Below are 19,731 nucleotides of genomic sequence, written 5' to 3' on the forward strand. Positions count from 1 at the left end.
TGATTGGTTTAAAAAATTTAATAGGTTCAACAAGAGAAGTTTAAAACCGGAGAAATGAACATGGCTATTTCCCTGTCAAAAGGTGGCAATTTATCCCTGACAAAAACTGATCCGAATCTGGTGCGTATACTTATTGGTCTGGGCTGGGATGAACGCTCAACCGATGGCGCATCCTTTGATCTGGATGCCAGTGCGTTCTTACTGGGTGCAACTGGGAAAGTTCGTGGCGATCATGATTTTATCTTTTATAACCAGTTACGATCTACTGATGGCTCTGTTGAGCATACTGGTGATAATCGTAGTGGTGAAGGTGATGGCGATGATGAATCTTTACTGGTTGATTTATCCAAGGTTTCACCGGATATCGAAAAAATTGCCATTACCGTGACGATTCATGATGCACAGATGCGCGGACAAAACTTTGGCCAGATTGCCAATGCCTTTATTCGGGTCGTAAATCAGGATAATGGTGTTGAAATTGTGCGTTTTGATCTGGCCGAAGATTACAGCACAGAAACAGCCATGGTATTTGGTGAGCTTTACCGGCACGGGGGAGAATGGAAGTTTCGTGCTGTCGGTCAGGGCTATAGTGGCGGTCTGGCTGCCATGTGTCAGCAATACGGAATTACCGTAGCGTAAATAATCTGGTTTTTATAAGCCCTTTACCTCAAAAGGATAACAATGAAACATTTCCGTTTTTCAATTGTTTTTACAATTATTTGCCTTGCATTATCTGCGTGGTGGGGATTCACCCATGGCCCTGAAGCCGGGATAAAAACGATGCTGTCTGCATTGCTGATTACCGGCATTCTGGCAGTTATGGAAGTATCCCTGTCGTTTGATAATGCTGTCGTCAATGCTTCTGTACTGCGCAACTGGAACGAGTTCTGGAAAAAACTGTTTCTAACAGTAGGTATTCTGGTTGCCGTGTTTGGTATGCGCTTGCTTTTCCCATTGCTTATTGTCGGTGTTACTGCGGACATGGGCATGGTTGAGGTAGCCCAGCTGGCATTAAATAACCCCACTGAATATTCTGCCAAACTGATGCAGCATCATGCTGAAATCGCAGCTTTTGGTGGTATGTTCCTGTTATTGGTGTTTTTAAACTTCCTATTCGATGATGAAAAGGATACTCACTGGTTTCACTGGCTTGAAAGCAGACTGGCCAATCTGGCCAATATCCCCGCCATGTCAGTATTCATTGCCTTAATCGCGCTGCTTATCATGGTGAGTGCAGTTGAAGGTGATACTAAACTGGTCGTGACACTGGCAGGTATCTGGGGCATTGTCGTTTATGTGGGCGTTAAGGCTCTGGGTCACCTGCTGGAAGGCAATAGTGACGATGATGAAGAAACAGCCAAGCCTGGTGGGGCATCCGGTACTATCGTGAAAGCAGGTATTGGTGGATTCTTATACCTTGAGGTATTGGATGCATCCTTTAGCTTTGATGGCGTGATTGGTGCATTTGCCATTACCAGCGATGTGGTCATTATTATGCTGGGCCTTGCCATTGGTGCAATGTTCGTGCGTTCGATGACTATTTATCTGGTAGAAAAAGGCACACTGGAAGCTTATGTGTATCTGGAGCATGGTGCCCATTATGCCATTGGCGCACTGGCTGCCATTATGCTGTTTAGTGGAACTGGTGTTCATGTGCCGGAACTGCTTACCGGACTGATTGGGGTAGCCTTTATTGTCTGGGCAGTCATGTCGTCAATTGCCTATAGCAAGAGGCAGGCAACCTAAATTTTGCCCGTAACGATTTCATGCAAATTAAGACTTGCTGTAAAGTGTAATTCAGGGTAATTAATTACCCTGAATAAATTGAAAGTCTATGAAAGTTAACATTAATAGTTCATCAGGAGATCAAAGATCATGGCAATTAGCTTAACCAAGGGTGGCAATGTCAATTTAAGTAAAGAAGCCCCAGGCATTCAAAAAACTACAATCGGTTTGGGCTGGAATCCACGTGTCACAGATGGTCAGGCATTTGATCTGGATGCAATTGCTTTTTTAGTGGGTGAAAACGGAAAGGTCCGGGTTGATACCGATTTTATTTTCTTTAACAATTTAAAATCGGCTGATGGTTCGGTGGTGCATAACGGCGATAACCGGACTGGCGAAGGTGAAGGCGATGATGAAACCTTAAGTGTGGACCTGACCAAAGTGCCTGCTGATGTTTCTAAAGTCATTTTTGCTGTAACCATTTATGATGGTACTACCCGTAACCAGAACTTCGGTCAGGTCAGCAATGCCTATATTCGCGTAGTAAACGAAGCAGGCGGCAGTGAAATTGCCCGTTATGACTTGTCCGAAGACAGCAGTACCGAAACTGCAATGATCTTTGGCGAGCTTTATCGCAATGGCAGCGAATGGAAGTTCCGTGCTATTGGCCAGGGCTTTGCCGGTGGTTTAGGGCCTTTGGCAGGCTCTTATGGGGTTGCCGTTTAATTTTCGCCCCCACTACCGATGGGATGACAGCACTTGTCATCCCATTGCTTTAAAAATAAAAAATCAATGAACGATAAATCAGAGTATTGAATGACAAGCTTGATCCGTGGGCAAAAAATTAAATTATCCGATCTAGCCGATTTAACCCAGCCTGTTATTTTGGAAGTTCAGCTCGATGCACCGTTTAGTGTTGATACAGCAAGCTTTGGTCTGGATGGTCAGTACCGCTTAAGTGATGAGCGCTACATGACTTTTTATAACCAGCCTGTCACACCCTGCAATGCTGTACGGCTGGTTGCAAGTGAAGCCAACAATAGTCGCTTCCAGATCGAATTATCAAAAGCAAATCCCAAAATTGAACATTTTGTTTTTACCCTTGCCATTGACGGGCAGGGAACAATGGCACAATTAAAGCAGGCTAAAATCAGTCTGTTCAACGCACAAGGCAAGCAGATCGCCGATTTTGAAGTCACAGGCCGTATATTTCAGCAGGAACGTGCGTTGATGCTGCTGGAAATATATCGAAAAGATCATATCTGGCGTCTGGCAGCCGTTGCACAGGGATTTAATGAAGGGCTGGACGCATTAATCCGGCATTTTGGAGGAGAAGTTGCTGAAGACAATAGCTCTCCCACTGAGACAAAGCCCTCTCTACCACAATCTGCAACTCCAGCTCCAGCTTCCACAATTGATCTGAAAAAGAAAATCGCTCTGGAAAAAGCTGGAAAAACAGGTAGTCAGGCTATTGTGGATTTAACCAAAAAATCCATGATCCAACTTGAAAAAAACAACTTGCTGGCTGTACAGGCCCGGGTAGCACTGGTGCTTGATGCTTCAGGTTCCATGGATAACCAGTATAAACGTGGAGATGTACAAAAAGTTGTCGATCGCCTCATGCCGCTGGCCATTAATTTTGATAATGATGGCAGTTTTGAATGCTGGGCATTTGCGCAAAAGACCACCCAGCTTGATGATGTAACCCTGAATAATGCCAGCAATTTTATTAATACTGCCCAGCGCGGCTGGCGTAACTGGAGTGTAGGCGCCCGATATAATGAAGAAATTCCGGCCATTGAAGCCGTCATTCAGTATTACAGCCAGTTTAAGGATAACTTACCGGTCTATGTGCTATTTATTTCTGATGGCGGAGTAGGCAATGCCAAACAGATGCAGCGTATTCTGAGTAATGCTGCCAATCTACCGCTATTTTGGCAGTTTGTTGGCATTGGTGGGCGTAACTATGGGGTACTGGAAAAGCTTGATGACATGACCGGCCGGGTAGTGGACAACTGCAATTTCTTTGCACTTGACACCATCACCAGCATTCCGGATGAAAAGTTGTATGAGTTGTTACTGGAAGAGTTTCCAGACTGGTTAAAGCAGGCGAGCCTTAAAAATATTATAGGCCCGCGCTAGATATCTAGAGATAAGGAAGGATAAATATAAATGGCACAATTTAGCCTGATTGGTTCACCGGATCCATTTTTGCATGTCAGCATGCGCCGGGGTGACAAGATTTATTGTGAAAGTAATGCCATGGTAATGATGGAGGAAGCACTGGAGCTCAAAGGTAAGTTGCAGGGCGGTGTAGTGCAGTCTTTTTTACGCCGTTTTGCCAATGACGAGTCCTTGTTTCAGCAGCATATTGAAGCAGTCCATGGGGATGGTGATTGCCTGCTGTCATCTACCCTTGATGGAGATATGCAGATTCTGGAAGTTGGCACTGTACAATATACATTAGCCGACGGTGCTTTTGTGGCAGCCACAGATACAGTCAATATCAATGTAAAGTTGCAGGGACTGGGGGGTGCTATCTTTGGCCAGACTGGTGGCTTTCTGGTTATGCATACTAGCGGCCATGGCCAGGTGGTGGTGTCAGGATTCGGTACCCTGTTTGAAATTGATGTGCAACCGGGCAAGGATGTAATTATTGATAATGGTCATGTGGTGTGCTGGGATTCTCGCCTGACTTATAACTTATCAGTAAGTACCTCACGAAGTAGCGGATTGCTGGGTAATCTGGTGAGTAGTGTGACCAGCGGTGAAGGCATGGTATTACGTTTTTCTGGTCAGGGTAAAGTCGTGCTTTGTTCACGTAACCGCGGTAATTTCCTGCAATGGTTACTCTCCAAGCTGGGACCGAACCGGTCAGCTTAAACCCTTGCTAAGCAATTTATAGTTATCCTTTATCTAATTAGTAATCACAGCGTAAAACAGGAGTCAATGTATGGCAATTAATCTGGAAAAGGGACAAAAAATCAACCTGCAAAAATCTGATGGCAGCAGCCTGCAACAGGTTCTTCTAGGTGTAGGCTGGGATGTTGCCAAAAGCAAGGGATTTTTTGGTTTTGGCGGTGGCAGCGACAGCATTGATCTGGATGCGTCCTGCATCCTGTTTGATGAAAACAAGCAGGTGCTGGATGTGGTCTATTTTGGTCAGCTGCGTAGCAAGGATGGCAGTATTCAGCATTCAGGTGATAACCTGACTGGTGAAGGTGAAGGCGATGATGAACAAATTCGCGTTAATCTGGCAAACCTGCCAGTTCAAGTGAAATCACTGGTATTTACAGTAAGTAGTTTCCGTGGCCAAACCTTTGAGAAAGTGGAAAATGCATTTTGCCGTCTGGTAGATCAGAGTAGTAATCAGGAAATCGCAAAATACAAGCTTTCTAGTCAGGGTAGTCATACTGCGCTGATTATTGCCAAAATTTACCGTCACAATGGTGAGTGGAAAATGCATGCCATTGGAGAAAGTACTCAGGGGCGTACTTTTCAGGAAATTATTCCGCATGTGCTCCCGCTAATTTAAATTTTAGCCACTATTTATAAAATATCGCTATGAGTGCTGATGACAGATCCTGTCATTAATGATACTGATAGTTAAAGCTGCTAATCAGTTAACTGGTTAGCAGCACCATGTTTTCCCTGTTTGGCTGACTGGTCAGGCAAAATCCCAGCGTCATTTTAAAAATACATAAAACCATCAGCAAGGAGAAAAAACCATCATGCGACGCTTACCGGTGTACTTGTTGCTGGATACTTCAGGTTCCATGCATGGCGAAGCCATTGAAGCCGTTAAAAACGGGGTACAGCTTTTATTGTCAACCTTAAGGCAGGACCCTTATGCACTGGAAACAGCATATTTATCCATTATCAGTTTTGATAGCAGTGCCAAACAACTGGTGCCATTAACCGAACTGGCGGTATTTCAGGCGCCGGATCTTCAGGCAACCGGTACTACACAACTGGGTGAAGGGCTTGCCTTATTGGCCCGAAAAATTGAACAGGAAGTGGCCAAAACCACAATGGATACCAAAGGTGACTGGAAACCCTTAATTTTCATTATGACGGATGGGGCACCGACCGATGACTGGCAAAAGGGCCTGGCGCAGCTAAAACAGGTTAAAACCGGGATGATTGTTGCCTGTGCGGCTGGTCATAATGCAGATACGGGAATCTTAAAACAGATTACAGAAGTGGTGGTGGAGTTGGCCACCACTGATTCAAATGCTATCCGGGCATTTTTTAAATGGGTTTCTGCCAGTGTCTCTACGGGTAGCCAGAAAGTGGATGCGGGTCAAAAAGAAGTCACGGGGCTAAGTGATTTACCGCCACCGCCGCCTGAGGTAAATGTGGTGTTATAAGTTTGATCGTAGCATTAAAACATCTGAATAATTTTAAACTTAAAAAAGGATTAACAACATGGCCGTGAGTCTTAGTAAAGGGCAAGGCATTAGCCTTAAGAAAACTGAAAATAATTTATCCCGGGTTACCATTGGTCTGGGCTGGGATATTCAGGAACAAAAGAAAAGTTTTTTAGGCGGTTTACTGGGCAATAAAAGTACCGAGCATGATCTGGATGTGGTGGCTTTTTTATGTGATGCCAATGGTAAGGTCAAAAATCTGGGACGTGATGCTCAAGGCAATGCCACCCTGAAAAATAGTGATGTCATTTTTTTTAATAACCAGCGGCATTCCTCAGGTCATATCTGGCTAACTGGGGATAACCGTACAGGTGCAGGCGACGGGGATGATGAGCAAATTATCGTAAAGCTCAATGATCTGGATACACAATATCAACGTGTGGTTTTTGTGGTACAAATCTATAAGGGAACTGAAAACAACCAGCATTTCGGCCAGATCAAGAATGCATTTATTCGCGCAGTCGATGCATCTGGCAAGGAAATGGTTCGCTATGATTTATCTGGTGTTGGCCAGTATGAAAACCAGCGCTCCTTATTATTTGCCGAGTTGCAGCGTGAGTCTGCGGGCTGGAAATTTAATGCTATTGGTACAGGTTCGCCATCTGATTCATTTGTGGAATGGCTTAAGCAGTACGCGTGAAACTGATGGTCTACTATTACGTAAACACTGATTTTAAAAACTAAGGTGATGAGTATGCGGCGCTTACCTGTCTATATTTTGCTGGATACCTCAGGCTCCATGCGGGGAGAACCCATTCATTCGGTCAATGTTGGCCTGCAGTCCATGCTAAGTGGTTTAAGGCAAGACCCGTATGCACTGGAAAGTGTGCATTTGAGTATTATTACCTTTGATATTGAAGCGCGTGAATATTTACCCCTAACACCTCTGGAGCAGGTACAACTGGCACAGGTCGAGGTACCCAGTGCCGGTGCAACTTTTATGGGAGCTGCCCTTGAGTTGCTGATTGAACGGGTTGATGCCGATGTGCGTAAAAGTACGATGGACGCCAAGGGAGACTGGCGTCCCTTATTGTTTATTATGACAGATGGCTCACCTTCTGATATGTATGCCTACCAGCAAGCTATTCCTCAGGTGCAACAGCGCAATTTTGCCAGCATTGTCGCCTGTGCTGCCGGTCCTAAAGCCAAGCAGGAACATTTGTTACAACTGACTGATCGGGTAGTGGTGCTGGATTCCATGGATGCAGCCTCGTTTGCCAGTTTCTTTAAATGGGTATCCGCCAGTGTAGTGGCAGGCAGCAGTAGTGCCGGACTCACAGAAGATATCTCATTGCCGCCCCCGCCGCCAGAAGTGCAGTTGGTGCTGTAGGCTGACTTCGTGTCTGGTTTGAAACTGGCAAAATACTTTCGCGATAATTACTTAAAGGAATAACATGCGTCGTTTACCGGTGTTTTTCGTACTTGACTGCTCTGAATCCATGGTCGGGGATAACCTGCAACATATGCAGCAAGGCATGCAGTCTGTAATGCAGCATTTGCGCCAGGATCCTTATGCCCTGGAAACTGTGCATGTCTCTGTGATTGCCTTTGCGGGAATTGTAAGAACACTGGTACCGCTGATAGAAGTTTTTGCATTTTATCCGGTCAATTTACCATTGGGTGGCGGTACCAATCTGGGTAAGGCGCTTGAACATGTCATGAATGAAATTGACCGGCATGTGATTAAAACCACCAGCGAGGCCAAAGGGGACTGGAAGCCGCTGGTCTATTTATTTACTGATGGACGACCTACTGATCGCTGTGAAGATGCAATTTATCGCTGGAATAAGCGCTATGCACGCCGGGCTACTTTAGTGGCATTGGGCATGGGCAAAGCCGTTGATTTTAGTCTATTAAAACGCATGACTGAACACACCATTGCATTTGAACAGCTAGGCCCCGATGATTTTAAAAAATTCTTCCAGTGGATCAGTGCGTCTGTCATGGCACAAAGTAAAAGTATTGGCAGTGGCGTTGACCAAAGCGTATTGCCCCCGCTAGATGAGCGCTTTATGCATCTGGCCAAGGATTTTAAAGCCGATACACAGGTTGATGAGCAATGCGTGACGCTGGTGGGACGCTGCCAAAAACTTGGTAAGCCGTACATCATCAAGTATGACCGTGAATTACAGTATCAGTCTCCAGAAGACCTGGGAATTAATCTGTATCATTTTCGTCTGGATAACTGCTACCCGCTTAGTGAGGACTATTTTAGCTGGTCAGACCATGCAGCGCATCAGCAACAGGTCAATACCACACTACTGCAGGGTGCGCCAGCTTGTCCACACTGCTATGCCGATACTGCATTTGCCATGTGTGGTTGTGGAAAACTGATGTGTTATGACGGTTTTAGCGAAGTGGTCAGTTGTCCATGGTGCCGCCGGCAGGTTAGTTTTGGCTATGCCGGCAACGAGGGCTTCGATGTACAGCGAGGCAAAGGCTAAATGGGATCACATGATCAGTTGAGTAGGCATTCTGAACTGGGCACTACACTTGACTATCTGTTACCTCAATTACTGGGCTATCAACCAGAACCTGATTTGGTAAGGCAGTTGTTGCAGGATCGACAGGTACTTAATGCATTGTTTGATCTGTCTGAAAAAATTTATGAGAACCATAAATCCTTGTTAATTGATTTACCCCGGTTCGAGCAATCAGGACTGGCCAGAATTTTAAAGCAGGGACGAATTGTCCAGCCGTATTTTAATGCTCCAGCTACTTATCCGGTTCAGGACTGTAAAGCCCATACATTCGCGCAAGCATGCAATGATATTGAGAATTTAGCCAATGGCCAAGCGGTTTTGGTGACTCAACCAGAGTCATCTTTGCCTATTGATCAGTCTGTATTGCCACAACCTATACCCGTTGCAGCGCAGTTCACCGCTAGCCCGCATGCGCTTTATCCGATTGTATTCAAGCACCATATCCAGCCTCCTGATCCTTCACCGCAGGCCAATGATGAGCAGCATCTAACGCATCTGGCAGTTCATACATCAGAACCAACACAAACAGTAAAGCCCAGCACTGATCAATCGGCAACCCATACAACTAAAACAGCTCAGGTGATAAAAATGCCGCATTTCCAGATTCCCAATGCACGTGTAGGACAAGCTTATCAGGCCCAAATTCAAAAACAGGCAAATACATCTGAACCTGTACATCTGGATGTAGGTAGTATCCAGATTCCACAGGGCATTGGTTTGGCTTATGACGAGGTACAGCATCAATTTGCCGGGATTCCGCTGCTTGCAGGAGAATTTGAGATTGTATTTAAATATAAACCTGAGGATGGTGCATGGCGTGATGGCAAATGCACCCTGATTATTACAGCCGATCCGCGTAGCTTATGGCAGGTCAATGAGCCAGCCGCCAGTCAGCCTTATCCTAAAGCCCATACTGCGCAACAACTGATTAATACCGCACAGTTCAGGCTGGCCGCCGCCAGTCGCCGGGGCCGTTCCCATGAACATGCGGGTAGTTTTAGGGATGATGATTACTTTATCGCCAATATTGAAAACACAGCATGGAGCGTCATGATTGTGGCAGATGGGGCGGGAAGTGCTTCGTATTCTCGTGAAGGCTCACGTCTTGCCGTGCAAACTACAGGACAGGTGCTTGCTGATTATATTGTCAATCAGCACTTGCAACTGGATCAGCAGCTCTCCCAGTGGCAGATTGGTTCACAGGATGAACAGACTAAAGCTGCCTCACAGTTGCTGAGTAACTGTTTTCACGAACTTTTCTATAAGGCAGCACAACAGTCCATTCAGCAAATTGAGCAGCTTGCCCAGTCTCAAAATGTATCCAGTAAGTTTTTTGCAACCACTTTGCTGGCAGCGGTGATCAAGCAGGAAGACCATAAAACCTTTGTCAGCACCTTCTGGACCGGGGATGGGGCCATAGCTGTTTATAGTCCTACCAAGCTACGCCTTATGGGTGTTCCTGATGGTGGGGAGTTTGCCGGCCAAACCCGCTTTCTGGACAAATCCATGGTGGCCACCTTTAATGAACGGGTCAATATTGGTTATTTTGAACAGGTCGAGGCCGTGATTTTAATGACTGATGGCATATCTGACCCCAAATTTGAAACCGATGCTGGCCTGCAAAACCAGCAAAAATGGGATGCCTTGTGGCAGGAATTACAACCCGGTTTACAACAGCAAGACCCGGATCAGTTTTTGCTGGACTGGATGCATTTTTTCAGTGCCGGTCATCATGATGATCGCACAATTGCCCTGTTATGGCCTGTTACTTCTCATCATATGTCAGATACGACAACATTAGACATCAAGCAGGAAGGGCAAGCATGACAAGTAAAAATGTGATTCGCTGCCAAACCCTTGATGGCAGGCCAATTGAGTATGTCGATGAAGTAATGGCATGCCAACAGCATGATTGCGCCTAATGAACGGTTATCACCACAGCAAACCAGACGGGTTGGTTATTTTGTGTTTCATCAGGACAGATGGTGGCTGGTTAATGAAAGCCTGCCTGACTTAATGGATGTCAGCAGCAAAGCCCAGATTGCTATTGGTTCTAAAATTGAGCTTGCAGATGGCAAGCAAATTTTGCTGTCACGTGAAGAAGGGGGGCGCTTGCTGGTAGTGCAAATGGTTGAGTGCACGTAACACTCCTTCTTATGAAGCTAAACTAAGAAAAATTGATAAAATATTAATCAGATCAATTCCATGGTTAAGGCTAACCCTACCTTAAAAAGAGTGAGTAAGTAGGTAGCAAGGAAATGAAGCTTTTACCCTGATATTTTATAAAGTTGCACCGCCGGCGTTAATCACTCTGGTTTCAGAATGCATCTGAAATTAATAACTAGCATTTTATCATAGTGTAAGTTTTCACTTTAATGAAGCATAACTTGCTAAAAATAATTTATTTTCATCCAACACAATTTCTTTAATAACTAAAATAATAGTCAGTAGATTAAAGAGTTTTATAACTTATTAGCAGCATTTTATTGTGTCCAAACCCAATATAACAGGGTAGACCATAAAAAATATTGCAGACCGGTTTTTCTTAATTAACCCAATTTTCCACTTGAAGGGCTGGGACGCGGTTAAATTCCTTGGTGTTGTTAGTCACGATAATCAGCCCTTTACTTCGTGCATGCGCTGCAATATGGAGATCATTGTCACTAATTAATTGTCCCAGCTTTTTTAAATAAGCTTTGATATTGCCATACTGAATGGCGGCATCAGTACCATAATCCAGCACTTGTAGACGGGATAAAAAATTTTCAACTACCATCAAATTATGTTCTGGCTGAGCGCTGTTTTCAGCGCCATAAACCAATTCTGCAACAGTAATACTACTCACACAAATCTGGGAGAAAACACTATTAAAGCGCTCTCTAACTTCCGCAGGCTTATGTTTGATGACATAAATTACAATATTGGTATCCAGCATGTATTTCAGCATTAAAATTGCTCTCGAATACTTTGCACTTGATCGCCACGCTCAAAATCATCAGTAACAGTCAGATTTGGGTCATCAAAAAAGCTATCCCAGGTTTGACCCACAGGGCTAATAACACGATCCACGCCAACCTGCCGGACATAAACCTGCTGGACAGTCGGTGAAAATCGAACACTACTTGGTAATCTGACGGCCTGTGAGCGATTATTGGTGAATACACTAGTAACAATCATTATTAACTCCTGAAGTTGCCATAGGCTTAAGTATATAGCAACTAATTTTGTATTTATAGCTGGTTTTCAGTCAGTTTGTTTGTGAGTTATAAAAGCAAGAAAACTAATGCTGTAATGTGCTAAAGCAGATAAAAAATAGCTTTTGAAATGCTAACAGCGAGTTGAGCATAGTAAAAATAATGCTATATCTAATTGAGTAGATTTCATTTAACATAATATACATTATACGACGTAATTTATCTTACTTAAATCTTAATGTTTAAAAGCTGGACTACTTTGAGAATCATATAATATCTGGCCATATCTAATTTATTTTATTGGCAAGCTAGGTATTTAACTTTTAGCCGTAGATAATACTCGTGGTTATTTGTTAAGTATTTCTCAAGGATACTGCTGTGAAAAAATCCTGGTTTCCCCAATGGCAGCCTTATAAGGCACAGATGAATCAATCTACTGATTCACAATCCGTTGCAACTTATGAATATTTGCCTATTGGCCAAAGCATTATTTTAGGTTTACAGCATGTTTTTGCCATGTTTGGGGCTACTGTACTGGCACCATTGTTGATGGGCTTTGATCCTAATCTAGCCATTTTACTTTCTGGCATTAGTACCTTGCTATTTTTTGTATTAACAGGTGGTCGTATTCCCAGTTATCTGGGTTCAAGTTTTGCGTTTATTGGCGTAGTCATTGCAGCGACTGGTTATACTGGAACCGGACTTAATCCTAATCTGGCAACAGCCATGAGTGGAATTATTGCCTGTGGTCTGATTTACGCGCTAATTGGTGGTATTGTTCTTTTTACCGGCACTCACTGGATTGAAAAAATGATGCCGCCTGTAGTAACTGGTGCCATTGTTATGATTATTGGTTTAAATTTGGCACCAGCGACTGTAAGTAGTGTTGTCAAAACCCAATTTGAAATGCTGATGGCTTTATTTACCATTGTGTCAATTGGTACAGTGGCAGTGTTTACTTCTGGGTTACTTCAGCGTTTACTGCTGCTTATTGGCCTGATTGTGTCGTTTTTAGTCTACGTATTTTTAGCCAATGGTTTGGGCTATGGTGTACCTGTAGATTTTAGCCGGGTTAGTCAGGCTGCATGGTTTGGCTTACCACAGTTTCATCAACCGCAGTTTGATAGCACTTCCATTTTGCTAATTGCACCTATTGCGCTGATTCTGGTCGCTGAAAATCTTGGCCATATTAAAGCAGTAAGCGGTATGACTGGGGAACATCTAACCCCATATCTGGGCCGTGCCTTTATTGCCGACGGAATCTGTACCAGCTTATCCGGCAGTGTTGGTGGCCCTGGAATGACCACTTATGCAGAAAATATTGGTGTCATGGCAGCAACCCGCATCTACTCTACCCTTATTTTTGTGATAGCAGCAGCTATTGCTATCGTACTGGGTTTATCTCCAAAATTTGGGGCAATTATAAGTATTATTCCGGGCGCGATTTTAGGTGGCGCTTCTATTGTGGTTTTTGGCCTGATTACTGTTGCTGGTGCAAAAATATGGATTAATCATCAGGTTGATTTTAACAATAATAAAAATCTGATTATTGCAGCAGCCACCCTAATTCTGGGAGCCGGTAATTTTGCCTTTCATATAGGTACTTTTGATCTAGGCGGTATTGGCACGGCCACATTTGCAGCAATACTACTTAATGCGTTTTTCAATCTTAAAAAATGATTTAAAAATAAAGGATTAATTTATAAACCTTTTCCTAAAGACGTATTGTTAATGAAGACATGCGTCTTCTATTTTAAAATCCAAAAATCTTTTCAACACTTTTAGCGTAAGGCCTTCTGTTGTCAGTATTGCTATGATCAAGGTGCTTATCAATTAGGCTATGCCATTACCTTAATAACATAGCCTGCCTTTATTGGTTTTTACTTTAAAATTACCTATAAAACTGCTCACTTCAATCAGGAATAGCAGGAAACTGGGAAATCTTTGCTAATATATACTCATTGTTTTTTGGAATTAAGGTGACTTTATCATGGCAAAAAATGCCTTGCAGGCGCAACTTTTAAAAGCAGGGTTGGTAGATAATAAAAAGGCCCAGCAAATTAATAAACAAAATCAGCATGCAAAGCGGACTGGTGAACAAACAGATGCTGAAGTAAAGCAAGCGCTGGCAGAAGCTCAGGCCAGAAAACTGGAAAAAGACCAGCAGTTAAATCAGGAAAAACAGCGCTTACTGGAAGAGAAAACCTTAAAAGCCAATATTTTACAAATGATCAAGCAGCATCAGCTAAGAGATACTTCAGGTGATATTAGCTACCAGTTTATTGATCAGTCAAAAGTTAAAAAGATTTATATCACACAAAAAATTTATGATCAGGTCGTGGCTGGCCATATTGCAATTGGTCGCCTGGAGGACAGTTATGCCCTGCTGCCACGACCATTGGCTGACCGCATTGATGAAAAAATGACAGGTTTTATTGTGGTTGCTAATACTAAAGGTGAACAGCAGATTGATGAGGAAGACCCTTATGCTGCTTATGTTATTCCTGATGATTTAATGTGGTAATTTTTGAATGAAATAAAAATTTGAATTTTCAGGTTTATATTATGAATATTTATAATTAATATTACACTAGGATATTATAGTAGTTATTTAAAACCGCTGCTCTTAAATAAGCAGCGGTTTTAATTTGTCTGCAAAACTTTATTAAATAGACTGATAAATGTCGAGTAGTTGTTGCTGAGGATTATCGGCCTTGGTAATAGGACGACCAATTACCATATAATCCACGCCATCCTGAATTGCCTGTTGTGGTGTTACAATCCGTTTTTGATCATCGCTTGCACTGTCAGCAGGACGAATTCCCGGTGTAACCAATAAAAAATCTGGCCCTAATTGTGCCCTGAGCATTTTTGCTTCCTGCGCAGAACACACTACGCCCCCCACCCCACATGATTGAGCTAATGTAGCCAATCTAATCACCTGCTCTGCTGCAGTGGCCTGAATCCCTAGCTCACCCAGTTCATCATCGCTCATAGATGTTAGCACAGTGACTGCAATTAAATGGGTTGCGTAATTACCCTGCTTAAGGCGCGCTACAGTCGTTTCCATCATTTCACGGCCACCACTTGCATGCACATTAACCATCCATACCCCTAAGTCAGCCGCTGCCAGAACAGCCTGCGCCGTAGTATTTGGAATATCATGGAATTTAAGATCAAGAAAAACTTCAAACTGGCGCTGATGCAATTCCTGAATAATCTGCGGACCAAGCCGGGTGAATAATTCCTTCCCTACCTTTAGGCGGCATAATTTGGGATCCATCTGATCTGCCAGATTTAAGGCATCACGCTGGTTATTGAAATCAAGGGCAACAATAATACTCAAAATCGTATCCAAACATCAGGCAATAAAAAAGCCCATTATAATGGGCTTTTGTGTTGAGCGGGAGTCACATTGACTACCGTTTTTTCATGCTGGGCTGCGATTGCAGCAGCACTTGCAGCCTGAATTTGTTGCTGCCTTAGTATCTCAATTTCACGGGTTAACCGCTGGACTTCCCAGTTTCGCTGAAATACCTTGAACACAACAACACCCAGTAGCAAACCAATGATGATACCTAATACCAAGGTAAGCAGTAATAGCAATCCTGCACCCATCGTAGGTACTTGAGTAAATAACAAATCCACTGGCAGTTCGGTGCTATTTTGTAATACTAACGCAAGCGCATAGCCAAAAATAATGATGAGCAATACTATTAAAACATAGCGCATTGCGTTCTCCAGTTTAAGAATTATGTTTATTTGGAATTTAAGGCGTCATTTACGGCATCGCGCAAGGCTTTACCCGGTTTAAAATGAGGTACTGCTTTGGCAGCTACTTTTACCGAATCACCAGTCTTTGGATTACGACCAACTCGCGGATCTCGATGATGCAGGGCAAAACTGCCAAATCCACGAATTTCAATACGGTTATTGGTTGCCAGTGTGCCGATCATTTGATCAAGCATAGTCTTAACGGCTTCTTCAACAACAGCTTCGGAAATGTTGGTTTGCTTAACAGCAATCCGTTCTATGAGGTCAGATTTATTTAAGGCATTAGTTGTCATGATTAATCTCTTAGAAATTCAGATAGTTAATCATAACAGTTTTTTATAATAGTTCGGTAGCACGAGTTTTATCACTGTGCTACCGAATGCAACTTTTTATTAAAAGTAAGTGTTAAATTTCACTTACTTGTTCTGAGCAGCCTTGATCAGGTCACCCAGAGTTTTAGGACCTGCGTCCTGATTAGTAGCAGCTGGGGTGGTTGTGCGCAGATTATTGATTGCTTCACGCTCTTCCGCTTCATCTTTTGCCTTAATAGACAAGTTGATAGAACGGGATTTGCGGTCAACATTGATAATCTTGGCTTCGATTTCCTGGCCAACGCTTAAATGCTTGGTTGCATCTTCAACACGGTCACGATTGATTTCAGAAGCTTTCAAGGTTGCTTCGATATCATCAGCCAGCTTCACGGTAGCACCGCGGGCATCAACTTCAGTAATCGTACCTTTAACCAGCGCACCGCGCTCATTCTTGGACAGATAGTCATTGAATGGGTCGTTGTTCAGTTGCTTCACGCCAAGGCTGATACGGTTACCTTCTGCATCAACAGACAGGATAACGGCTTCAACAGTGTCACCTTTCTTGTAACGACGGATGGCTTCTTCACCAGCTTCGTTCCAGGAAATGTCAGACAGATGTACCAGACCATCAATGCCACCTGGCAGACCAATGAAGATACCAAAGTCAGTGATTGACTTGATCGTACCAGACACTTTTTCGCCTTTTTCGTGGTTCTTGGCAAACTCTTCCCATGGGTTAGCACGGGTTTGTTTGATACCCAGAGAAATACGACGACGCTCTTCGTCAACTTCCAGAACCATTACATCAACTTCATCACCAATCTGAACCACTTTGGATGGATGAATGTTTTTGTTGGTATGATCCATTTCAGAAACGTGTACCAGACCTTCAACGCCTTCAGCGATTTCTGCAAAACAGCCATAGTCGGTCAGGTTGGTTACGCGTGCCTTAACGATAGAGCCTTTTGGATAACGGCTCATGATTTCTAACCATGGATCAGAACCTAATTGTTTCAGGCCCAAGGATACACGGTTGCGCTCGCGGTCAAATTTCAGGACTTTAACAGTCACTTCCTGGCCAACTTCTACCACTTCAGACGGATGCTTGATACGTTTCCAAGCCATGTCAGTGATATGCAACAGGCCATCAATACCACCCAGATCAACGAATGCACCGTAATCTGTCAGGTTTTTGATTACGCCAGTAACAACCTGACCTTCTTCCAGCTGACCCAGCAGTGCTTCACGCTCTGCAGAGCTTTCGGCTTCCATAACCGCACGACGGCTTACCACAACGTTATTGCGTTTGGCGTCAAGCTTGATGACCTTGAATTCCAGGTCCTTGCCTTCCAGATGAGTGGTGTCACGGATAGGACGAGTGTCTACCAGAGAACCTGGCAGGAACGCACGAACTGGACCGATGTCCACAGTGAAGCCGCCTTTAACCTTACCAGAAATAACGCCGGTAACGATTTCGCCATCTTCAAAGATTTTCTCAAGTTTGGTCCAGGTTTCAGCACGCTTGGCTTTTTCGCGAGACAGTACAGTTTGACCCATACCGTTGTCTAACGCTTCAACCACTACGTCAACGGTGTCGCCAACAGCAACTTCCAGTTCACGCTGATCGTTTAGAAACTCTGAACGAGGCACTACACCTTCAGACTTAAGACCGGTATCAACTGTTACCCAGTCGCTGTCGATGTTTACTACGGTGCCTTGGATCACTGCGCCTTTTTCGACGTCAAGATTTAATTGGCTTTCTTCAAATAAGGCGGCAAAAGATTCCGTCATGGTATACCTTGTTGGTTAGTGAAGTCGTCCTGGATCAGTCAGGTACGGGATTAAGTGAGATAACCTGCAATGACTCTAAATCTGATCACTCATTGCGGCTATCATAAAAAAGATGTTACAAAAACGGTCTAAACTGATTTTCCCAGCAGGCTTAGGGCAAACTGTTAGCACATGGATTAGTGTTTGCTGTCAATATAATCAATCAGTGTTTTTAGCACTTGATCAATCGATAAATCTGAGCTATCAATAACCAAAGCATCATGCGCCGGCTTTAGCGGAGCGACGGTTCGCTCCATGTCACGCTTATCGCGCGCCTGCAGGTCAGCTAAAATGGCATCAATTTTAGCATCAACACCCATGCCCTGCAACTGTTTTACACGGCGTGTTGCCCTTGCCTCTGCACTGGCAGTCAGATAAATTTTGGCTGGGGCTTCCGGAAAAACCACAGTTCCCATATCACGACCATCAGCCACTAGTCCGGGCGCTTTGGCAAAATCACGCTGTCGCTTGAATAATGCCTCACGCAAGCTGGGAATCACAGCCACTTTAGATGCCATACTTCCTACTTCTTCGGTACGGATCTGGTCGGTAACATCCTGCCCATTGAGCAAAATCTGTGGCCCCTGACCATCCTGTACCCTGAACTGTATATCCAGTGAAGCTGCAAGCTGCTCTAGCGCGGGTAAATTTAAAGGCTCTTGCAGCAAGCTGGCCTGACCAGCCGCCAGACCCAGTAAGCGATATAACGCGCCTGAATCCAGAAAGTGATAGCCATAATGCTGAGCCAGCTTACCGGCAAGTGTTCCCTTGCCTGAGCCACTTGGCCCATCAATGGTAATGACAAAAACAGACATTCATAATCGCCTTATTAATCAAAGCTGCCTTATAGCTGACGGGCAATTTTTGCAAGGCCAACACCAATGGCAACTTTTAGACCAGCCAGAATAGGCAGGGACATGAGTGGCAGTTTGCCCGTAAGCTCAATTTCATACGTCAGCAAAGTCCCACCATCAACTGATGTAAACTTAAGGCGGCCAACATGATGCTTGATCAATGGATTACCGATCAGCTTATATTCAATTAACTGGTTTGGTTCAAGCGTAGTAATCTGCTCTTTAATCGGTTTAACCGGTCCAAAACCCATTTGACGTACTGAACCCAGTCCGTCCGGATTATGCGGGTCAGCAGCATCCTTAATGCGTTCAACCTGTACTGGCCAGAAAGCATCGTTATAAATACTATGCTTGGAAAATGCTTCAAAAACCTGTTCAGGTGATTGTTTAAATTTTTGTTGGACGGTAATTTTCGCCATAGCAGATGTCTGTCGTAAAAAATTGCCCTAGACTAGCATAATTTTTTTATTCTGCTGGCTTTTTCAATAATTGTTAACAATCAGCAAGTTGTTTTTAAGGTTATTTTTGGCGGCGTGCTGCAAAAAATTGCTTTAGTATTATTTGCGATTGTTCAGCCAGAACACCACCTTCAAAACTGAAAAAATGATTATAAAAACCACTTTGCATAAGCTGGCGCGCGCTGATCAGTGAACCAGCACGGGGTTCCGTCGCCGCAAATACCACATGTTGTATTCGTGCATGGATAAGTGCACCCACACATTGGGTACAAGGCTCTAGCGTAACATACAGGGTGGTGTTTAAAGGCAAGCGGTAATTTTGCAACTGCTGACAGGCATCCCGGATCGCACAGATTTCAGCATGGGCAGTGGGATCATGCAAACCAATAGGCTGGTTAAAACCAGAACCGATAACCTGCTCATCATGCACCAGTACTGCCCCTACCGGTACTTCGCCACATGCCGCTGCTTGTTGGGCTAACAGTAACGCCTGCTGCATCCAGTACTCATGCTTGTCAGCTGGTGTAAGACTTAAATCTAAAGATGGCAGCACTGGATTAAACCTGAGGGTTAAATGGTGGGATGAAGAATCTAAAGCGATAAAATATAAAATGGCGTGATTTAATTAAAGCACGCCATTAAAACCATATTTCTAACCTATATTCTTAAAAA

At 43.9% G+C, this 19,731-nt stretch carries 22 protein-coding genes and 1 pseudogene; 14 read left to right on the forward strand and 9 right to left on the reverse strand.

Annotated features, from left to right (window positions below; genetic code table 11):
- Positions 1–60: 60 nt before the first annotated feature.
- From BKE30_RS10700 to BKE30_RS10755, 12 genes and pseudogenes are all read left to right on the forward strand, one after another.
- The gene (locus BKE30_RS10700; protein ID WP_076878642.1) at positions 61–639 is read left to right on the forward strand and encodes a TerD family protein; all 579 of its coding nucleotides are present in this window, start codon (positions 61–63) and stop codon (positions 637–639) included.
- 42 nt (positions 640–681) lie between these two features.
- A complete protein-coding gene (locus tag BKE30_RS10705) occupies positions 682–1,746 on the forward strand; it encodes a DUF475 domain-containing protein (protein ID WP_076878580.1) in 1,065 nt (354 codons plus the stop codon).
- Positions 1,747–1,875: 129 nt separating this feature from the next.
- Complete coding sequence (locus BKE30_RS10710) at positions 1,876–2,451, forward strand: TerD family protein (protein ID WP_076878581.1); 576 nt, start codon at positions 1,876–1,878, stop codon at positions 2,449–2,451.
- Between the two features lie 90 nt (positions 2,452–2,541).
- Complete coding sequence (locus BKE30_RS10715) at positions 2,542–3,867, forward strand: vWA domain-containing protein (RefSeq protein ID WP_076878582.1); 1,326 nt, start codon at positions 2,542–2,544, stop codon at positions 3,865–3,867.
- Between the two features lie 30 nt (positions 3,868–3,897).
- Positions 3,898–4,608: a TIGR00266 family protein gene (locus BKE30_RS10720; protein WP_076878583.1), complete on the forward strand. Its 711-nt coding sequence runs from the start codon at positions 3,898–3,900 to the stop codon at positions 4,606–4,608.
- Between the two features lie 70 nt (positions 4,609–4,678).
- Entirely contained in the window at positions 4,679–5,260 is a 582-nt protein-coding gene (locus BKE30_RS10725; protein WP_076878584.1) for a TerD family protein, read from the forward strand.
- 196 nt (positions 5,261–5,456) lie between these two features.
- A complete protein-coding gene (locus BKE30_RS10730; RefSeq protein WP_076878585.1) occupies positions 5,457–6,095 on the forward strand; it encodes a vWA domain-containing protein in 639 nt (212 codons plus the stop codon).
- Positions 6,096–6,153: 58 nt separating this feature from the next.
- Positions 6,154–6,795: a TerD family protein gene (locus BKE30_RS10735; protein ID WP_076878586.1), complete on the forward strand. Its 642-nt coding sequence runs from the start codon at positions 6,154–6,156 to the stop codon at positions 6,793–6,795.
- Positions 6,796–6,849: 54 nt separating this feature from the next.
- Entirely contained in the window at positions 6,850–7,485 is a 636-nt protein-coding gene (locus BKE30_RS10740; protein ID WP_076878587.1) for a VWA domain-containing protein, read from the forward strand.
- A gap of 64 nt (positions 7,486–7,549) precedes the next feature.
- Positions 7,550–8,599 carry a TerY-C metal binding domain-containing protein gene (locus BKE30_RS10745; RefSeq protein ID WP_076878588.1) on the forward strand — a complete coding sequence of 350 codons (1,050 nt, stop codon included), beginning with the start codon at positions 7,550–7,552 and terminating at the stop codon, positions 8,597–8,599.
- Positions 8,600–10,465 (forward strand): PP2C family serine/threonine-protein phosphatase, encoded by a 1,866-nt coding sequence (locus BKE30_RS10750; RefSeq protein WP_076878589.1) that lies wholly within the window; start codon positions 8,600–8,602, stop codon positions 10,463–10,465.
- A 66-nt stretch (positions 10,466–10,531) separates the two neighbouring features.
- A pseudogene (locus BKE30_RS10755) lies at positions 10,532–10,783 on the forward strand (kinase); the annotation flags it as partial.
- Positions 10,784–11,183: 400 nt separating this feature from the next.
- Here the strand turns inward: BKE30_RS10755 and vapC are convergent.
- Complete coding sequence (vapC, locus tag BKE30_RS10760; protein ID WP_406564681.1) at positions 11,184–11,573, reverse strand: type II toxin-antitoxin system tRNA(fMet)-specific endonuclease VapC; 390 nt, start codon at positions 11,571–11,573, stop codon at positions 11,184–11,186.
- Positions 11,574–11,584: 11 nt separating this feature from the next.
- A complete protein-coding gene (gene vapB / locus BKE30_RS10765) occupies positions 11,585–11,815 on the reverse strand; it encodes a type II toxin-antitoxin system VapB family antitoxin (protein ID WP_076878591.1) in 231 nt (76 codons plus the stop codon).
- 440 nt (positions 11,816–12,255) lie between these two features.
- On the opposite strand from vapB, the gene BKE30_RS10770 reads away from it, so the two are divergent.
- A complete protein-coding gene (locus BKE30_RS10770; RefSeq protein ID WP_076878643.1) occupies positions 12,256–13,512 on the forward strand; it encodes a solute carrier family 23 protein in 1,257 nt (418 codons plus the stop codon).
- A 310-nt stretch (positions 13,513–13,822) separates the two neighbouring features.
- On the forward strand, positions 13,823–14,356 hold the full coding sequence (locus BKE30_RS10775; RefSeq protein ID WP_076878592.1) for a DUF2058 domain-containing protein: 534 nt from the start codon (positions 13,823–13,825) through the stop codon (positions 14,354–14,356).
- A 141-nt stretch (positions 14,357–14,497) separates the two neighbouring features.
- On the opposite strand, the gene pyrF is transcribed toward BKE30_RS10775, so the two are convergent.
- The 7 genes from pyrF to tadA form a co-directional block, all read right to left on the reverse strand.
- On the reverse strand, positions 14,498–15,178 hold the full coding sequence (pyrF, locus tag BKE30_RS10780; RefSeq protein ID WP_076878593.1) for an orotidine-5'-phosphate decarboxylase: 681 nt from the start codon (positions 15,176–15,178) through the stop codon (positions 14,498–14,500).
- A 35-nt stretch (positions 15,179–15,213) separates the two neighbouring features.
- A complete protein-coding gene (locus BKE30_RS10785) occupies positions 15,214–15,564 on the reverse strand; it encodes a lipopolysaccharide assembly protein LapA domain-containing protein (protein WP_076878594.1) in 351 nt (116 codons plus the stop codon).
- Between the two features lie 26 nt (positions 15,565–15,590).
- Entirely contained in the window at positions 15,591–15,899 is a 309-nt protein-coding gene (gene ihfB / locus BKE30_RS10790; protein WP_076878595.1) for an integration host factor subunit beta, read from the reverse strand.
- Between the two features lie 123 nt (positions 15,900–16,022).
- Positions 16,023–17,708, reverse strand: a complete 1,686-nt coding sequence (gene rpsA, locus BKE30_RS10795; protein ID WP_026470579.1) for a 30S ribosomal protein S1 — start codon at positions 17,706–17,708, stop codon at positions 16,023–16,025.
- A gap of 176 nt (positions 17,709–17,884) precedes the next feature.
- Positions 17,885–18,562, reverse strand: coding sequence for a (d)CMP kinase (gene cmk / locus BKE30_RS10800; protein ID WP_076878596.1), 678 nt, complete (start codon positions 18,560–18,562; stop codon positions 17,885–17,887).
- Positions 18,563–18,591: 29 nt separating this feature from the next.
- Positions 18,592–19,020: an SRPBCC family protein gene (locus tag BKE30_RS10805; protein WP_076878597.1), complete on the reverse strand. Its 429-nt coding sequence runs from the start codon at positions 19,018–19,020 to the stop codon at positions 18,592–18,594.
- 100 nt (positions 19,021–19,120) lie between these two features.
- Positions 19,121–19,609: a tRNA adenosine(34) deaminase TadA gene (gene tadA / locus BKE30_RS10810; protein ID WP_264754305.1), complete on the reverse strand. Its 489-nt coding sequence runs from the start codon at positions 19,607–19,609 to the stop codon at positions 19,121–19,123.
- Positions 19,610–19,731: the final 122 nt, after the last annotated feature.

The organism is Alkanindiges hydrocarboniclasticus (assembly GCF_001982605.1).
Classification (GTDB): Bacteria; Pseudomonadota; Gammaproteobacteria; order Pseudomonadales; family Moraxellaceae; genus Alkanindiges; species Alkanindiges hydrocarboniclasticus.

What these genes read in the sequence shown, in the direction of transcription:
- BKE30_RS10700 (WP_076878642.1), top strand. Translation starts at nt 61, where the DNA reads ATGGCTATTTCCCTGTCAAAAGGTGGCAATTTATCCCTGACAAAAACT.
- BKE30_RS10705 (WP_076878580.1), top strand. Translation starts at nt 682, where the DNA reads ATGAAACATTTCCGTTTTTCAATTGTTTTTACAATTATTTGCCTTGCA.
- BKE30_RS10710 (WP_076878581.1), top strand. Translation starts at nt 1,876, where the DNA reads ATGGCAATTAGCTTAACCAAGGGTGGCAATGTCAATTTAAGTAAAGAA.
- BKE30_RS10715 (WP_076878582.1), top strand. Translation starts at nt 2,542, where the DNA reads ATGACAAGCTTGATCCGTGGGCAAAAAATTAAATTATCCGATCTAGCC.
- BKE30_RS10720 (WP_076878583.1), top strand. Translation starts at nt 3,898, where the DNA reads ATGGCACAATTTAGCCTGATTGGTTCACCGGATCCATTTTTGCATGTC.
- BKE30_RS10725 (WP_076878584.1), top strand. Translation starts at nt 4,679, where the DNA reads ATGGCAATTAATCTGGAAAAGGGACAAAAAATCAACCTGCAAAAATCT.
- BKE30_RS10730 (WP_076878585.1), top strand. Translation starts at nt 5,457, where the DNA reads ATGCGACGCTTACCGGTGTACTTGTTGCTGGATACTTCAGGTTCCATG.
- BKE30_RS10735 (WP_076878586.1), top strand. Translation starts at nt 6,154, where the DNA reads ATGGCCGTGAGTCTTAGTAAAGGGCAAGGCATTAGCCTTAAGAAAACT.
- BKE30_RS10740 (WP_076878587.1), top strand. Translation starts at nt 6,850, where the DNA reads ATGCGGCGCTTACCTGTCTATATTTTGCTGGATACCTCAGGCTCCATG.
- BKE30_RS10745 (WP_076878588.1), top strand. Translation starts at nt 7,550, where the DNA reads ATGCGTCGTTTACCGGTGTTTTTCGTACTTGACTGCTCTGAATCCATG.
- BKE30_RS10750 (WP_076878589.1), top strand. Translation starts at nt 8,600, where the DNA reads ATGGGATCACATGATCAGTTGAGTAGGCATTCTGAACTGGGCACTACA.
- vapC (WP_406564681.1), bottom strand. Translation starts at nt 11,573, where the DNA reads ATGCTGGATACCAATATTGTAATTTATGTCATCAAACATAAGCCTGCG.
- vapB (WP_076878591.1), bottom strand. Translation starts at nt 11,815, where the DNA reads ATGATTGTTACTAGTGTATTCACCAATAATCGCTCACAGGCCGTCAGA.
- BKE30_RS10770 (WP_076878643.1), top strand. Translation starts at nt 12,256, where the DNA reads ATGAATCAATCTACTGATTCACAATCCGTTGCAACTTATGAATATTTG.
- BKE30_RS10775 (WP_076878592.1), top strand. Translation starts at nt 13,823, where the DNA reads ATGGCAAAAAATGCCTTGCAGGCGCAACTTTTAAAAGCAGGGTTGGTA.
- BKE30_RS10785 (WP_076878594.1), bottom strand. Translation starts at nt 15,564, where the DNA reads ATGCGCTATGTTTTAATAGTATTGCTCATCATTATTTTTGGCTATGCG.
- ihfB (WP_076878595.1), bottom strand. Translation starts at nt 15,899, where the DNA reads ATGACAACTAATGCCTTAAATAAATCTGACCTCATAGAACGGATTGCT.
- rpsA (WP_026470579.1), bottom strand. Translation starts at nt 17,708, where the DNA reads ATGACGGAATCTTTTGCCGCCTTATTTGAAGAAAGCCAATTAAATCTT.
- cmk (WP_076878596.1), bottom strand. Translation starts at nt 18,562, where the DNA reads ATGTCTGTTTTTGTCATTACCATTGATGGGCCAAGTGGCTCAGGCAAG.
- BKE30_RS10805 (WP_076878597.1), bottom strand. Translation starts at nt 19,020, where the DNA reads ATGGCGAAAATTACCGTCCAACAAAAATTTAAACAATCACCTGAACAG.